General features: G+C 65.4%; 17 protein-coding genes. 6 read left to right on the top strand and 11 right to left on the bottom strand.

The features are described from left to right. Window positions 1-392 precede the first annotated feature (392 nt). From G3N97_RS28060 to G3N97_RS28070, 3 genes are all read right to left on the bottom strand, one after another. A complete protein-coding gene (locus G3N97_RS28060) occupies window positions 393-677 on the bottom strand; it encodes a hypothetical protein (RefSeq protein WP_065057753.1) in 285 nt (94 codons plus the stop codon). Between the two features lie 164 nt (window positions 678-841). Continuing rightward, complete coding sequence (locus G3N97_RS28065; RefSeq protein WP_205996262.1) at window positions 842-1,060, bottom strand: hypothetical protein; 219 nt, start codon at window positions 1,058-1,060, stop codon at window positions 842-844. Beyond that, window positions 1,047-1,541 (bottom strand): hypothetical protein, encoded by a 495-nt coding sequence (locus G3N97_RS28070; RefSeq protein WP_205996273.1) that lies wholly within the window; start codon window positions 1,539-1,541, stop codon window positions 1,047-1,049. Before G3N97_RS28070 ends, G3N97_RS28065 begins: the two co-directional genes overlap by 14 nt. Window positions 1,542-2,140: 599 nt before the next feature. Between G3N97_RS28070 and G3N97_RS28075 the strand changes: the two genes are divergently transcribed. Beyond that, a complete protein-coding gene (locus tag G3N97_RS28075) occupies window positions 2,141-2,647 on the top strand; it encodes a DUF1993 domain-containing protein (RefSeq protein WP_205996263.1) in 507 nt (168 codons plus the stop codon). A 44-nt stretch (window positions 2,648-2,691) separates the two neighbouring features. Here the strand turns inward: G3N97_RS28075 and G3N97_RS28080 are convergent, their stop codons facing one another. Beyond that, window positions 2,692-3,318: a LysE family translocator gene (locus G3N97_RS28080; protein WP_205996264.1), complete on the bottom strand. Its 627-nt coding sequence runs from the start codon at window positions 3,316-3,318 to the stop codon at window positions 2,692-2,694. A 136-nt stretch (window positions 3,319-3,454) separates the two neighbouring features. Between G3N97_RS28080 and G3N97_RS28085 the strand changes: the two genes are divergently transcribed. From G3N97_RS28085 to G3N97_RS28095, 3 genes are read left to right on the top strand one after another with little or no spacing between them, the layout of a single operon-like run. Then, window positions 3,455-3,919, top strand: a complete 465-nt coding sequence (locus G3N97_RS28085) for an Lrp/AsnC family transcriptional regulator (RefSeq protein ID WP_080180309.1) — start codon at window positions 3,455-3,457, stop codon at window positions 3,917-3,919. A 42-nt stretch (window positions 3,920-3,961) separates the two neighbouring features. Next, a complete protein-coding gene (locus G3N97_RS28090) occupies window positions 3,962-4,195 on the top strand; it encodes a hypothetical protein (protein WP_065057749.1) in 234 nt (77 codons plus the stop codon). Between the two features lie 18 nt (window positions 4,196-4,213). Beyond that, complete coding sequence (locus tag G3N97_RS28095) at window positions 4,214-4,627, top strand: NUDIX domain-containing protein (protein ID WP_241030872.1); 414 nt, start codon at window positions 4,214-4,216, stop codon at window positions 4,625-4,627. A gap of 40 nt (window positions 4,628-4,667) precedes the next feature. On the opposite strand, the gene G3N97_RS28100 is transcribed toward G3N97_RS28095, so the two are convergent. Then, window positions 4,668-5,843 (bottom strand): aminotransferase class I/II-fold pyridoxal phosphate-dependent enzyme, encoded by a 1,176-nt coding sequence (locus G3N97_RS28100; RefSeq protein ID WP_205996265.1) that lies wholly within the window; start codon window positions 5,841-5,843, stop codon window positions 4,668-4,670. A 166-nt stretch (window positions 5,844-6,009) separates the two neighbouring features. Next, window positions 6,010-7,197, bottom strand: coding sequence for a fumarylacetoacetate hydrolase family protein (locus G3N97_RS28105; protein WP_205996266.1), 1,188 nt, complete (start codon window positions 7,195-7,197; stop codon window positions 6,010-6,012). Window positions 7,198-7,315: 118 nt separating this feature from the next. On the opposite strand from G3N97_RS28105, the gene G3N97_RS28110 reads away from it, so the two are divergent. After that, window positions 7,316-8,062, top strand: a complete 747-nt coding sequence (locus G3N97_RS28110; RefSeq protein WP_205996267.1) for an IclR family transcriptional regulator — start codon at window positions 7,316-7,318, stop codon at window positions 8,060-8,062. Window positions 8,063-8,093: 31 nt separating this feature from the next. On the opposite strand, the gene G3N97_RS28115 is transcribed toward G3N97_RS28110, so the two are convergent. Then, window positions 8,094-9,878 carry an IlvD/Edd family dehydratase gene (locus tag G3N97_RS28115; RefSeq protein ID WP_205996268.1) on the bottom strand — a complete coding sequence of 595 codons (1,785 nt, stop codon included), beginning with the start codon at window positions 9,876-9,878 and terminating at the stop codon, window positions 8,094-8,096. 153 nt (window positions 9,879-10,031) lie between these two features. Further along, window positions 10,032-11,033 (bottom strand): LacI family DNA-binding transcriptional regulator, encoded by a 1,002-nt coding sequence (locus G3N97_RS28120; protein ID WP_205996275.1) that lies wholly within the window; start codon window positions 11,031-11,033, stop codon window positions 10,032-10,034. A gap of 196 nt (window positions 11,034-11,229) precedes the next feature. Here G3N97_RS28120 and G3N97_RS28125 point away from each other — a divergent pair, with 196 nt between their 5' ends. Next, a complete protein-coding gene (locus tag G3N97_RS28125; RefSeq protein WP_205996269.1) occupies window positions 11,230-12,063 on the top strand; it encodes an isocitrate lyase/phosphoenolpyruvate mutase family protein in 834 nt (277 codons plus the stop codon). Window positions 12,064-12,100: 37 nt separating this feature from the next. On the opposite strand, the gene G3N97_RS28130 is transcribed toward G3N97_RS28125, so the two are convergent. The 3 genes from G3N97_RS28130 to G3N97_RS28140 all read right to left on the bottom strand — a co-directional run. Then, on the bottom strand, window positions 12,101-12,907 hold the full coding sequence (locus tag G3N97_RS28130) for a DUF2135 domain-containing protein (RefSeq protein WP_205996270.1): 807 nt from the start codon (window positions 12,905-12,907) through the stop codon (window positions 12,101-12,103). Between the two features lie 53 nt (window positions 12,908-12,960). Then, window positions 12,961-13,803, bottom strand: coding sequence for a DUF2135 domain-containing protein (locus G3N97_RS28135; RefSeq protein WP_205996271.1), 843 nt, complete (start codon window positions 13,801-13,803; stop codon window positions 12,961-12,963). After that, the coding region (locus tag G3N97_RS28140) for a DUF2300 domain-containing protein (RefSeq protein WP_205996272.1) at window positions 13,804-14,169 on the bottom strand (366 nt) is incomplete at its 5' end.

Here is a 14,169-nt window from a genome sequence, read left to right on the forward strand (position 1 = left end):
ACGCGCGGCCCCGAAGCGGCAGAGGGGCCGGCAGCCCAGGCGCTCGCCGCCGTCCAGCCCGCCCAACCCGCACAAACGGCCAGGCGCAATGCACGGCGCGCCGGCACGCAGCGCGACAGAATGAATTTCATCGAGAATCCGGCTCTTTATGCGTATTGACTGAAATGGATGAAACCGGCACGGCACCGCAATTTCAGTGCCGCAGCGCGCTTCGCCCGTCATTAAACCAGACAAAGGGCGCAAGCCGCCGCAGGTGCGTCATACCGTTCAGCGTTTGAGCCGCAACACAAACAAAAACGTCGCCAAACGGCGACGTTGTGCGGAATAACAGGAAGAAACCGGACTATTCGATGGCGAAGGACGCCGACACGCGATATCGGTCGATCAACCGGTCAAGGCGCGGCCTGGCGACGGTGCTCGTCGTCGGCTTCGCTCTCGAAGGGCGCGGCGCTCACGCGCAGCGCGACACCGGCGAGCCGGCGGCTTTGCAGCTCGCGCGCGACCGTTTCGCCGACGTACGGCACTTCGGAATCGAGTTCGAGGTCAGCGTGCGCGTTCGGCGTGCCCGCGTCGTACACCGTGACGCTCTTGGCGTAATGCCCGAGTTCGCGCTCGAAAAAATCGCGCACATCCTGTTCGCTACAGGTCTCGGGCACATTCCAGACGGTCAGGTGCATGATGGCTTACCAGGGGCGGCGCGGACGATCCGCGCGCACGCGCACGGGTTGCAGGCTCTGCTGAGCCTTCGCGCGAGTCCAAACCGCCTGACCAAGCAGGGCCGCAACAGCAAGCAGCAACAGGCTGGACGCAAACATTTTGCTCTCTCCTTTATTGATCACAGTCAGGATAGTCCCATTCGGCGACGTGTGCGCTGCGTCAAATTGTCAATCAGCGCGCCGCGCAAATCGAGGTTGGGATCGCCGAGCACGACGGCGTCGGGCGCGTCGATACGCAGCGTCACGCTCACGCCGGGCGGCACCTGCGCCTTGAACAGATCGACGGTTTCCTCGACCACCGACGCCACCTGCACCGGCAGACGCGCCGGGTCAAGGCGCGTCATCGCGGCTCGCCGACGTGGTGTCGCCGTCAGCGCCGCATTGCATGCGCGTGAGTTGATCGTACTGATGAGACCAGTTGCCCGCGATGGCCGCCTGCGCCTCGGACAGCGTGATGCGCCCCGCGCAGACGCAGCGCTTGAGGCGCACGGTCAGCAAGGACTTGCGGCGCTCGCCCGCGTGACCACCCCAGGGCAGCAAGTCGAAATTGGCGGACGCGTCCGGCGAACCGCCGAGCAGGATCGGCACGCGCCGGTCGAGTGCGTACGTCACGCCGTCTTCGGCGTCGATGCCGCGCGCCGTGAGCAGGCGCGCCTTGAGCGCCATCGCCTGATCGAACGGGGGCGCGACGCTGTCGGCGTAACCCGTCCGGCAGATGGTGTCCGAGACGGAATCCTGCGTCACCCGGGCGTCGAGCAGACGTGGGTCTTGCGCGCGCGCGGGCGCGCTGCCGAGCAGGCCGCCTGCCGCAGCCGCCAGCACCATGCCGTGCACTGCACGCGTCCATTTGCGCGAGCGTCGCGCGTGCGCACAACGGGCGCCGCCTGTTGCCATGCGACGCACGGCTCGAGATATGTCTGCCAATTCTGCGTTCATGGTTCAGCGCATCTACGCTGCCGTAAGATGCGCATTGGATGGTCAATGCCGGGTAATTAAAACACATTCGAATTTTCAGGTGGTGAAACCCCACCACAACCCTTTTTTACGAAAGATAGAAAACCCGCGAGGCCCAATATTTCGCCGATACACCGCGACGGCGCGCGGCGAGCCTCCGTCGAATGTTCCGGCGAAACCGTCGAGGCAAGCCAAGTCTGCGAATTCAATGGTATTTTTTATTTCGCATAACCAAGCAATTGCGACGAAGGTGCATATGCACCTTCGTGCCGATCAAGCTGAATCGAGACTGACTTTCATGCCTGCCGGGTCATCGCGCAAGCCTGGCCGTTCGGTCGATGGCGGCGTCATACCCGATAGCGCATAATGACTCGCCCGTCTGGCTTCGGCCCGGCTCAGGCGGCATCTTCGAAGCAACGCAACCGAGCCACATCAAGCAACGCCATTACGCGAAGAAACGAGGAATCCCCATGTCCATCACCCTGTATCAAGCTTCGGTGCCCGTGCTCACGCGCGGCCTCGCCAACCTGCAGACGATCATCGGCAAGGCACAGGCCCACGCGGCGGAAAAGCAGATCGACCCCACGGTGTTCACCGGCGCGCGACTGTTCCCCGACATGCTGCCGCTGCTGCGCCAGATTCATATCGCCACCGACACGGCCAAGGGCTGCGCCGCCCGTCTCGCGGGCGTGGAAGCGCCGAAGTTCGACGACGTGGAAGTGACGTTCGACGAATTGCACGCGCGCATCCAGAAAACCATCGACTACCTGAACACGTTCAAGCCCGAACAGATCGACGGCAGCGAAGACAAGGCCATCACGCTCAAGATGCGTTCGGGCCCGATCGAGTTCACGGGCCTGAGCTATCTGCTCACGTTCGTGCTGCCCAACTTCTTCTTCCACGTGACGACCGCGTACGACATCCTGCGTCACAACGGCGTCGAGCTGGGCAAGCTGGATTATCTCGGCGGCCGCTAAGGCGAGCGTCCGAAGGCAAGCATCCGCTGGCGCTTTTCGCTCGATCAGTCGAGCGAGAGGCGCAACGCGAAACCGATCAGGGCCGAGGAAAACGCCCACTTCTGCACGGTTTGCGCGAGCGGATGCTTGCGCAGCAACACGGCGATGCGCGCCGCGCCCAGCGCATAGATCACGTCGAAGATCGCGCACACGATCACCAGCACGACGCCCAGTTCGAGCACCTGCAGCCAGACGGAACCGGCTTCCGGACGAAGAAACTGCGGCAGCAGCACCGAACAGAACAGCAGCGCCTTAGGATTGAGCAGATTGGTCAGCAGACCCTTGAGGAAATCGGCGCGCAACGGCCGCGCAGCCGCACCGCCCGCCTCGTCCGGCAGCGCGAACACCGGCGCGCGGAAAATCTGCACCGCGATATACGTGAGGTAGAGCGCGCCCGCGTAGCGCACCACTTCATAAAGCCACGGCGCGTTGCGCAGCAGCGCCGCGAGGCCGCAGGCGGAGAGCGTCACGTGCGTGGCGCGCGCGAGACCCAGCCCGCAGGCCGCCGCGAAGCCGCGCCGTGCGCCCCGGCTCATGCTGGTCTGCATCACGAGCGCCATGTCCGCGCCGGGCAGCGCGCAGACCACGATCAGGGCAGCAATGAACATGAGCAGCAAATGGGCGGAAATCATGATGGCCTCGCTTGAAAGAGGCTCTATGATGCCGCCAACGATGGAGTGACTTCTGGCGTAATCGTCGAGAAAATCTATACTTTAGAGCGAATTGCCCTAAAATTTCGCCACCCTTAAATGGAAGGCACCACTCGCCATGAGCGACCTCGACAAGCTGGACCGCGCGATCCTGCGCGCGCTGCAAACGGACGGCAGAATGCCGAACGCGCGGCTCGCCGAAACCGTCGGTCTGAGCGAGACGCCCTGCGCGCGCCGTCTCAAGCGGCTCGAACAGGACGGTTACATCGAACGCTATCGCGCGATGCTCTCGCGTCGCGCGCTCGGCTACGGCGTGGTCGCCTACGTGTCGGTGCGCTTCGCCGTGCACGACCGCGCGCTCGCGGACCGTTTCGAGCGCGAAGTCTGCGCGATCGAGCGGATACTGTCGTGTCACAACGTCGCCGGCACGGCGGACTATATTTTGATGATCGTCGCGCGCGACCTCGACGACTACGGCACCTTCATGCGCGACGAACTGCGTTCGTTGCCGGGCGTGACCTCGGTCGAATCGGCGCTGTCGATGCGCGAAGTGAAGTCCGAGGGCAGCTTGCCCCTGCCGTGAATGCCTGACGCCCCTCTTTTACTTTTCGAACCGGAGCTATCGATGACCCCAGAACAGGCGCGAGCCGAAGAATCCGCCGCGATGGACCGCGTGCTGACCGCCACCCAGCGCGTGAAAACGGCCTTCAACGCCTTGCAGACGCAGTTTCCGCCCGAGGGCGAAGGCCGTCCGTCGCAATTCGCGTTGACAGCATTCGACGCCGCGCTGCAGGAACTCGAAGACGCCCAGGCGGCCTTCGACGAACTGCTGAACGACCTGCTCGACGGCAATCGCTAATCAAACCGGCATGAACGCATGACGCAAGACGCCACGCCGGCGATGCCGGTCGTCACGGTGCTGGGCGCCGGTGTCGTCGTCCAGCGCGACGGCGCATGGCTGCTCGGACTTCGGCAAAGCCGCTGGGGTTTCGATACCTGGGGCTTTCCTGGCGGCAAGGTCGAAGCCGGCGAAGATCCGCTCGACGCCGCCGCGCGCGAACTGCTCGAAGAGACCGGCCTTGAACTGCGGTCGGCACGCGGCACGCAGTGGGCGAGCGGCTGGCTCGAAACGGGCCGCGTGCGCCACGTCACGCTGTTCGTCGAAGGCGAGGCCGACGGCACGCCCGTCGTCGCCGAACCGGAAAAGTGCGCGCGCTGGGCCTGGTTCACGCGCGACACGCTGCCGCCCAACCTCTTCGAACCGACGCGGCTGTATTTCGAAACGCGCTAACGCCGCGCGGCCGGGTTCAAACGCTCAAGCGCTGACGTAATCAAGCGCCCAACTGCCGCACGAAGGCCGCGATCCGCTCGCAGCCTTCGACGAGCCGCGCATCGTCGACCACGAAGCCGAGCCGCACGTAGCCGCTCGCGGTGTCGCCGAACGCACTCGCATCGAGCAGCGACACCTTCTGCGCCTCGAACAACTGCCACGTGAATGCGTGCGGATCGAGCCCGGTGCCTCGCACGTCGATCATCATGAACATGCCCGCTTCGGGCAACAGACAGCGCAAGCCGGGCACGCAGCTCAAATGCGCATACACGAGATCGCGCCTGCGCCGATAAATCGCGCGCATCTCCGCCACCACGTGCGCGCGCTCCTCCAGCGCCGTAAGCGCCGCCTGCTGGATGAAGCCCGGCAGCCCATAGAACATGCAGAGCGCGAGACGGCCGAGATGGCCGATCAGCGTTTCGGGCGCGATCACCCAACCCAGCCGCCAGCCCGGCATCGCATGCGACTTCGACAGACTGCCGAGCGTGACGGTCCGCTCCGCCATGCCGTCGAGCGTGGCGATGCTCACGTGCTCGCGCTCGAACGTGAGATCGGCGTACACCTCGTCGGACACCACCCAGAGATCGTGGCGCTGCGCGAGTTGCGCGATGCGTTCGAGATGTTCGCGCGGCATCACCGCGCCGGTCGGATTGCACGGCGTGGCGAAGAAAATCGCCCGCGTGCGCGGCGTAACGGCGGCTTCCAGCGCATCGCAATCGAGATGAAAACCGCGTTCGGGATCGACGGGAACCGGCACGAGCGTCGCGCCCGACGCGCGAATCGCCGCCTCATAGGTCAGATACATCGGCTCGGGCACGAGCACTTCATCACCCGCTTCGCATAAACAGAGCGACGACGCGAACAGCCCGTTCTGCGCGCCCGCACAAAGCATCACGTTTTGCGGGCCAACCTCACGCGCGCCCGACTCGCGCTGCATGCGCGCGATGGCTTCGCGCAACGGCTCGCGGCCCATGATCGACGTGTAGTGCGTATCGCCTTCGCGCAGCGCCGCCACGGCGCGCTCGACGATAGGAGCCGGCGTCGCGAAGTCAGGATCGCCGACGCTCAGAATGATCACGTCCTCGCCGCGCCCGACCGCCTGCTGCGCGGCATGATGGATTTCCCACGCCGACGTGCGCCGGCCCTGCAACCGCTCGACCAGATTCGAAAACTTCATCGTCCGCGACTCCCTGCGACGAAGCGGCCGCACGCTCCTGCGCGCCGCCGCCGTCTCGTATGCGTTGTGTATTCAGCGCGCCCCTTCTCGGCGCGAACACAACGATACCAAGGAATCGCCACGCGGAAAAAATGCGCGCGGGGTTTTCCGCTCTATCCGCGCGAAATCAGTTCGCGGGCGCAATGCCGCGCGCCGCGAGATTCGCGTACAGCGCGCGCACGCCGAACGTCCACGGCGCGATTTCGTCGCTGAGCTTCACCGTGTTGACGAGCGCGCCGAGTTGCGGCGTCGAAATCGTCACGATATCGCCGAGATGATGCGTGAAGCCCGAGCCCGGCGCATCGCGATCCTGTATCGGCGAGAACATCGTGCCGAGGAACAGCATGAAGCCGTCGGGATATTGATGATGCCTGCCGCAAGTCTGCTCGACGAGTTGCTGCGGATCGCGGCTGATCTCCTTCATGTGGCTCACGCCGTCGAGCACAAAACCGTCGTCGTCGCCCTCGACGCGCAGCGCCACGCTCGCCGCGCGCACCGAATCGAGCGTGAAGTGATCGTCGAACAGGCGCACGAAGGGGCCGATCGCACACGACGCGTTATTGTCCTTGCACTTGCCGAGCAGCAGCGCCGAACGACCTTCGATATCGCGCAGATTCACGTCGTTGCCGAGCGTCGCGCCCACGATCTCGCCGCGCGCATTCACCGCCAGCACGATTTCCGGCTCGGGATTGTTCCAGACCGACGCGCGCAGCAAGCCAACCTCCGCGCCGAAACCGACCGCCGACATCGGCTGCGATTTGGAAAATACTTCGGCATCCGTACCAATTCCGACTTCGAGATATTGCGACCACGCGCCGCGCCGCTGCAACTCCGCCTTCAGCCGCATGGCCGCGTCCGAGCCCGGCTCGATCTGCGAAAGATCGCTGCCGATCAGGTCGGCGATGGTCGCGCGCACGTCGGCGGCTTTGGCGCGGTCGCCGCCCGCCTGTTCCTCGATCACGCGCTCGATCAGGCTTACCGCGAAGGTCACGCCGCACGCCTTGATCGCCTGCACGTCGCACGGCGCGAGCAGCCGCGCATCGGCATTCGGCGCGCCCGGCAGACTGGCCGCGAGCAGATCCGTCACCTCGCCCAGCAGCGCGCCCGGCGCGGTGCGCGCGAGTTGGACCGCATCGGCGCGATCGAACAGGTCCGCCGTCGTGGCCACCGTGCGCGTGATGTCGAACACCTGGCCGTCGCGCACGACCACGACGCTCGGCCCTTCATGATCGCCGTCGCGCCGCCAGACGCGCCCAACCAGCAGCGCCTGTTCGAGATCGGCGGGCAGGAAATCCGAAACTGACAAATTGGCCATGACGAGCAACCTGTATCGAGAATGTCGTTGAGGAGCATCGATCGTAGGATCGCAAGTGATCGATGTCTAACCTGGTGTTAGTATTTCCAACCTGTTGGATGACCTTTGCCACCGGATCATGACGTCAGCTTACGAAGTGCCCGCGTTCAAGCGCATTCACGACATCCTCGACGTGCTCGCGCACGCGTCGTCGCCCGTGCGCGCGGCCGCCATCGCGGAACAGACCGGCTTGTCGCGCAGCACGCTGTATTTGATGCTCGATTCGCTCGAACGCCGCCGCTGGATCGAAAAGCGCGCCGACGGTTACATCATCGGCGTGACGCTGTTCGAACTGGGAAGCGCCTACGTGCGCCACGATCAGTTGCAGGAAGTGTTCCGGCGCGAGGCCGCGACCTTCGTGGCGACGCACAACGAAGTGGTGCAACTCGCCGTGCTCGACGGCGCGGAAGTGGTTTATATCGCGCGCGAAGATGCTGCACGCCCCGTGCGGCTCGTGTCCGATCTCGGTTCGCGACTGCCCGCGCATTGCTGCGCGCTCGGCAAGGCGCTGCTCGCCAGTCTTCCGGACGACGAAGTCAGCAGCCTGCTGCCGAAGCAGCTTGCCGCGGTGACGAGCCACACCGTCACGCGGCGTCAGGATCTGCTACACGCGCTCGCGGCGGTGCGCCGTTCGGGACTCGCGCAGGAGCGCGAAGAAGTCACGGCGGGACTCTCCTGCTTCGCCGCGTTCGTCGGCGTGACGGTGCTCGGCAAGCGCGTCGCGGTCAGCACGAGTTTGCCGCTCGAACGCCTCGACGCGCGCCGCGAAAAGCGCATGGCAATCGCCATCGTCGAGATAGCGCATCGCATCGGCAAATCGCTCTGAGCGCTGCCGCCTCGCCGCCCGCGCCGCCGCGTCAGTGCGAATGCCGCGGCTCGCCCCGCTCCGCAATCACACGCAGATACAAGGTCGCGGGTTCAAGGCATCCGCCCGTCGAAAGCTGGCCGACCGTCTGGCGATACAGTTCCTGCCACGGCGTCTGCGAAGGCGGCGCGTGAAATTCGGCGTCCGCGCGGCGGCGTTCGAGTTCCTGCGCGTCGATCAGCAGTTCCACACGCCGCGCGTTCAGATCGACCTTGATGCGATCGTCCGTGCGCAACAGCGAGAGCCCGCCGCCCACCGCCGCTTCCGGCGACATGTTCAGGATCGACGGACTCGCCGACGTACCGCTCTGCCGCCCGTCGCCCATGCAAGGCAACGACGTCACGCCGCGTTTGACGAGTTCGGCGGGCGGCGCCATGTTCACGACTTCGGCGCTGCCCGGATAACCCACCGTGCCGCAACCGCGAATCACCAGCATGCAACGCTCGTCGATCTTTAGCGACGGATCGTTGATGCGCGCCCGATAATCTTCGGGTCCGTCGAACACGATCGCGCGCGTCTCGAAGACGTTTTCCGCGCCCGGCTCGCTCAGATAGGTCTGCCGGAAGGCCTCGCCGACCACCGACATCTTCATGATCGCGCTGTCGAAGAAATTGCCGGAGAGCACGATAAAACCCGCGCCGTGTTTGAGCGGCGCTTCGCACGTGTGGATCACGTCGCGATCGGCGACCTGGGCACCGTCCGCGATCTCGCCGATCGTGCGTCCCGACACCGTCTGGCACTCGCCATGCAGCAGCCCCGCGCGATCGAGTTCGCGCAGCACGGTCGGTACGCCACCCGCGCGATGGAAACTCTCGCCCAGATATTCGCCCGCCGGCATGGTGTTCGCGATCAGCGGCACCTGCTCGCCAAAACGCTGCCAGTCTTCGAGCGTGAGATCGATGCCCATATGACGCGCGATCGCGATCAGATGCGGCGGGCAATTCGTCGATGCACCGAGCGCCGACGCGACGACGATCGCGTTTTCGAACGCTTCGCGCGTCATGATTTTCGACGGCCGGATGTCCTCGCGCACGAGATCGACGACGCGCTTGCCCGTGGTGTACGCCATCTGTCCGCGCTCGCGATACGCGGCGGGAATGCTCGCGCAACCGGGCAGCGACATGCCGAGCGCTTCGGCCAGACAGTTCATCGACAGCGCGGTGCCCATCGTGTTGCAGTGACCGATCGACGGCGACGACGCCGTGGTGAGCGCCATGAAACCTTCGTAGTCGATCTCGCCCGTCGCCAGCAGATTGCGCGCGTGCCAGATCACCGTGCCCGAACCCACGCGCTTGCCTTCGTACCAGCCGTCGAGCATCGGGCCGCCCGACAGCACGATGGCGGGCAGATCGACCGTCGCCGCCGCCATCAGGCACGCGGGCGTGGTCTTGTCGCAACCGGTCGTGAGCACCACGCCATCGAGCGGAAAGCCATGCAGGATTTCAACGAGCCCGAGATACGCGAGATTGCGGTCGAGCGCCGCCGTCGGGCGGCGGCTCTGCTCCGCGAGCGGATGCACGGGAAACTCCATGGGAATGCCGCCCGCGTCGCGAATGCCCGCCTTCACGCGTTCGGCCAGCGCGATGTGATGGCGATTGCACGGCGCGAGATCGCTGCCCGTCTGCGCGATGCCGATGATCGGCCTGCCCGACTGCAACTCCTCACGCGTGAGGCCGTAATTCATGAAGCGCTCGACGTAGAGCGCGGTCATGTCCGCGTGCGAAGGATCGTCGAACCACTCCTGACTGCGCAGGCGGCGCGAAGGCGACTGGGCCATGGTGTCTGTCTCCATTGAGTGCGGGCGCAGTGCCGGGGGCACGCAGCGCACGGTCGTTTTTCTGATGTCGTGTTACCGATAACATTTCGATGGTAGCACGATGCCGTGGCGCGATGCAGCCAGGGCAATTACGGCAAGCCAGGCAAGGTGGAGTCAGGCGCTTTCGCGCGGCACGACGGCGTAGTGGATGCGCGTTTTCACGGCGCGGCGCGCGCCCGCGTGCTCGCTTTCCTCGGCGGCGAGCGCGCCGAGCATCGCTTCACCGGTGCGCCGCCCGATGCCATAAGCGTCGACGGAAACCGTGGTGATGGTCGGATGACAGCAGCTCGCGATTTCGAAGTTGCCGAACCCGGCCACGGCGATGTCCTTCGGCACGCGCATGCCGCGCCGCTGACACTCCATGATCGCGCCGAACGCCGACATGTCGCTCACGCACATCACCGCCTGCGTGTCGGGCCAGCGTTCGAGCAGTTCGGCCATCGCCGGGCCGCCGTGACTCATCGTGATGGGCGAATCGCCGAGACGCACGGCGCGCGGCGCGCCGAGCCCGAGCGCCTTCAACTCCATCTGATAACCCTTCAGGCGGTCGAGGCCGCGCCGGTCCAGCTCGCTCGCGCCACCCAGAAAGCCGATGCGCCGATACCCCTTGCCCGCAAGATGGCGCACCATCTCGCGCGCAGCGGCGACGTTGGAAAATCCCACCGACATGTCGATCGGCTCGGCGGGCAAATCCCACATTTCGACCACCGGCACGCCCGAACGCTGCAACAGCGTGCGCGTGGCCTCGGTGTGCTGCGAACCAGTGAGCGCGATGCAGCGCGGCTGATGGCGCAGCATCTGGCGCACGAGACGCTCTTCGCGATCGAACGAATAATCGGTGTCGCCGATCAGCAATTCGAGGCCGCGCGGTTCGAGCACGGCGGTCAGGCCGCTCACCGTGTCGGAGAAGTTCGAGCTCGACAGCGACGGCACCAGCACCGCCACGAACGACGAGCGCCCCGAAGACAGCGCGCCGGCCGCTGCATCGGCCACATAACCGAGTTCGTCGATGGCGCGCTGCACGCGCGCGCGCGTGGACTCCGACGCGCTGCGCCCGGCCAGCACGCGGGAAACCGTCATCTTCGACACGCCCGCGAGTTGAGCGACATCGGACATGCGCGGCGGCGTGGATTTCGAGGCGGGCGTTTTGGCCATCGTCGTGCTGAGCAAAGAGAAAACAGCGCATATGATAGCGGCAGCGGCGCGGGCGTCCTCGAGGATCGCTTCGAATGTCCGCTTTCGTCTTGCTGTTGCGTTTCCGCTTTTGCCGCTGACGCCCACGCGCCAGCGCGTCCAAACCTGGAGATACGTCATGCCCTCATCGCCCCGCAGCATCGCGGACAAGCGCGCCGCTTTTCGCGCCCTGCACGAATCCGGCTGCTTTCTGCTGCCGAATCCGTGGAATCCGGGCAGCGCCCGCTATCTGGAAAGCGTCGGCTTCAAGGCGCTGGCCACCACGAGTTCGGGCTTCGCGTGGTCGCGCGCGCACGCCGACAACGGACTGCCGCGCGACGCCGTGATCGCGCACTTGCGCGAGATGGTCGCGGCCACCGATCTGCCGATCAACGCGGATTTCGAAAACGGATTCGGCAGCGACGCCGCCGAGGTGGCGCAGAGCGTCGGTCTTGCCGTCGACGCGGGCGTGGCCGGTCTTTCGATCGAAGATGCGACGGGTAATCCCGATGCGCCGCTGTTCGCGATCGACGTGGCCGTCGAACGCATTCGCGCCGCGCGCCGCGCCATCGACGAACGCGGCGGCGACACGCTGCTCGTCGGACGCGCCGAAAACTTTCTCACGGGCGAGCGCGATCTGGCGGATACGATCGCGCGTCTCAAGGCCTATGCGCAGGCGGGCGCCGATTGCCTCTACGCGCCCGGCATTCGCACGCGCGAGGAAATCGTCGCAGTCGTCACGGCGGTGGCGCCGAAGCCGGTGAACGTGCTGATCGGCTCGGTGTCGGAATGGACGCTACAGGACCTGGCGGCGATGGGCGTGCGCCGCGTGAGCGTGGGCGGCGCGCTGGCGCGCGCGGCGTGGGGCGGCTTCATGCGCGCCACGCAAACCTTGCTCGAAGGGCGCTTCGACGGCTTCCTCGATAACGCCCCTGGCAATCAGCTCAACGATTTATTCAGCGATCCGAACTGATTTTCGACAGTATGAATATTGCCGTGATTCGACCGAATCACGGCATCACGAAACGTTTGACGAGCGTAAGCTCGCCCGCCGCGCGCATCGGCACGCGGATCGTTTCGCTCTTTTCGTTCGGCGTGTCTTCGTTGGTGATGATGGTGATCTGCGCGACCGTCATGTCGCTGCCGCTGTTGCCGCTGCCGTAGTAGTTCACGTAGACCAGATACGTGCCGTGCAGCGGCGCGGCGCTCGAATAGATCTCCGGACCGTAGCCCGTCGTCACGTCGACGTCGAGCGCGCCGCCGTTCGGCGCAACGCGGTCGGCGTAAAACGTATGCACGCCGTCCGGCGACACCACGTGCAGGTCGAGGTCGGTGCCGTCGGTGTCCCACGCGAGCACGATGCGCAGACGCGCGTGCGTCTTGCCCGCATACGCGTCGTAGAACTGCACGCGTTTTTTCGTGCCGTCCGCGCTGCGCAATTCCACGCTATTGCTGCCCGCGCCGAACGCGAACGGCCGCGAGAAACTGCCGTCCTCTTCGATACGCTGCGGCATCGGCGTGCCGTTCACGACGAGCGTGCCGACCGAGGTGCCCGGCTTCGTCTTGGGCGCGGCCTTGATATGCCCGGCGATCAGCGCATTGACCGACTGCCCTTCCGGCGTGCTCACGCCCACCGCGGGATAGTGCACGTCCTGCGTGTAGCGCGCTTCGTCGCCGGCCGAATTGCGCCAGCCGTTCAGCGGCGCGCTGAAGTCGATGGTGTCGGCCTGCGCGGCGCACGCGGCGATACCCAGCGCGAGCGCGGCGAGCGCTTGCCAGCCGCGAGTCAAACGACGATGGAGCCGGTTCGAATTCATGGAAGTTCGCTGAGAGGTCATGTCGATCATGGATGCCGTCGCCTCGGGTGTGTTCACAGCCGCTCGCTCTTCACGAGCACGAGGTCGCCGATCTTGCGCAGCGGCACGACGCGCGTTTCGCGGCGCTCGTTCGGCGTGTTTTCGTTGAAGACGAGCGTGAGCGTGGCGGTAATCACGTCGCGATCGTGCGCGTCGGGATCGAAGTTGTAGCCCGTCGAATCGAAATTGCCCCAGTAGTTGAGGAAGAAAAGCCAGGTGCCGTGCTCGGGCGCCGCCGACGAAAAGATCCCCGGCCCCGCGCCGTCGACCGAATCCACGTCGAAACCGCTGCCGTCTTCCAGCGTGGGATTCGCGAAGAACGCGTGCAGTCCCTCCGGCGTAATCACATGCAGATCGACCTGCGCATGCGGATCGTCCCACGTCACGATCGCGCGCAGCTTCGCTTGCGGCTTGTTGCGATCCGCTTCGTAGAACTGCATGCGCTGGTGCTTCGTGCCATCGGCGGAAATGATTTCGATGCTGTTCGAGCCCGCGCCAAACGCCCAGGGACGCGCGAAAAAGCCTTGTTCATCGGTATAAAGCGGCGTGGGATTGCCGTTCACGACCAGCGTCGGCGGACGGCGCGCGTGCGGATCGACGTGCTTCAACTGACCTTCGATCAGCGTGCGAAAGCGTTGCGCGCCGCGATCGACAGGCGGGCGCGGATACGCCGCCACATACTGCTCGCCTTCGTTCGTGAGGCCGCTGTGACGCCAGCCGTTGAACGCGCCGGTCAGACGCGCGAGCGTGCCCGTTTCGTCGGCATGCGCGTGCGTGGCCGCGAGCGCCAGCGCGCCGCTCGCGACAGCGGCCAGCACAGCGGTCAAAAAAGTTCGCGCGAACGATGTCGTCGTCATTCAACTTCCCGTGAGTATCAGCTTGCGCGCGGTCTGCTCGATAAACGTCTCGTCCTGCCCGCGCGGATGATGCGCGAACGCGAGATGCAGATATTCGTGCGCGAGCGCGATGCGATCGTCGTCGGAACGCAGGCGGCGGATATAGACGCGATTGCGGCCCGCATCGGCATACGGTCGTCCCGCAACCACTTCGCACACCGCGGGAATTTCCGGCTCCTCATAGCCGGCCTCGCCCGCGAGGCGACGGTCCCACTTCGGCGTTTCGCGGCGCAGCCAGTCGCGCGCGCCCATCACCGGTTCGCAGTCGCCCGCGAGCGGGCTCGCGAACGACGTGAGCGTGGCTTCGGGCCAGGTGCGCGCGAGAAT

This window comes from Paraburkholderia sp. Ac-20347 (assembly GCF_017104805.1).
Classification (GTDB): domain Bacteria; phylum Pseudomonadota; class Gammaproteobacteria; order Burkholderiales; family Burkholderiaceae; genus Paraburkholderia; species Paraburkholderia tropica.

Excerpts from the sequence above, each read along its gene's own strand:
- G3N97_RS28060 (WP_065057753.1), bottom strand. The coding sequence starts at position 677 with ATGCACCTGACCGTCTGGAATGTGCCCGAGACCTGTAGCGAACAGGAT.
- G3N97_RS28065 (WP_205996262.1), bottom strand. The coding sequence starts at position 1,060 with ATGACGCGCCTTGACCCGGCGCGTCTGCCGGTGCAGGTGGCGTCGGTG.
- G3N97_RS28070 (WP_205996273.1), bottom strand. The coding sequence starts at position 1,541 with ATGGTGCTGGCGGCTGCGGCAGGCGGCCTGCTCGGCAGCGCGCCCGCG.
- G3N97_RS28075 (WP_205996263.1), top strand. The coding sequence starts at position 2,141 with ATGTCCATCACCCTGTATCAAGCTTCGGTGCCCGTGCTCACGCGCGGC.
- G3N97_RS28080 (WP_205996264.1), bottom strand. The coding sequence starts at position 3,318 with ATGATTTCCGCCCATTTGCTGCTCATGTTCATTGCTGCCCTGATCGTG.
- G3N97_RS28085 (WP_080180309.1), top strand. The coding sequence starts at position 3,455 with ATGAGCGACCTCGACAAGCTGGACCGCGCGATCCTGCGCGCGCTGCAA.
- G3N97_RS28090 (WP_065057749.1), top strand. The coding sequence starts at position 3,962 with ATGACCCCAGAACAGGCGCGAGCCGAAGAATCCGCCGCGATGGACCGC.
- G3N97_RS28095 (WP_241030872.1), top strand. The coding sequence starts at position 4,214 with ATGACGCAAGACGCCACGCCGGCGATGCCGGTCGTCACGGTGCTGGGC.
- G3N97_RS28100 (WP_205996265.1), bottom strand. The coding sequence starts at position 5,843 with ATGAAGTTTTCGAATCTGGTCGAGCGGTTGCAGGGCCGGCGCACGTCG.
- G3N97_RS28105 (WP_205996266.1), bottom strand. The coding sequence starts at position 7,197 with ATGGCCAATTTGTCAGTTTCGGATTTCCTGCCCGCCGATCTCGAACAG.
- G3N97_RS28110 (WP_205996267.1), top strand. The coding sequence starts at position 7,316 with ATGACGTCAGCTTACGAAGTGCCCGCGTTCAAGCGCATTCACGACATC.
- G3N97_RS28115 (WP_205996268.1), bottom strand. The coding sequence starts at position 9,878 with ATGGCCCAGTCGCCTTCGCGCCGCCTGCGCAGTCAGGAGTGGTTCGAC.
- G3N97_RS28120 (WP_205996275.1), bottom strand. The coding sequence starts at position 11,033 with ATGTCCGATGTCGCTCAACTCGCGGGCGTGTCGAAGATGACGGTTTCC.
- G3N97_RS28125 (WP_205996269.1), top strand. The coding sequence starts at position 11,230 with ATGCCCTCATCGCCCCGCAGCATCGCGGACAAGCGCGCCGCTTTTCGC.
- G3N97_RS28130 (WP_205996270.1), bottom strand. The coding sequence starts at position 12,907 with ATGAATTCGAACCGGCTCCATCGTCGTTTGACTCGCGGCTGGCAAGCG.
- G3N97_RS28135 (WP_205996271.1), bottom strand. The coding sequence starts at position 13,803 with ATGACGACGACATCGTTCGCGCGAACTTTTTTGACCGCTGTGCTGGCC.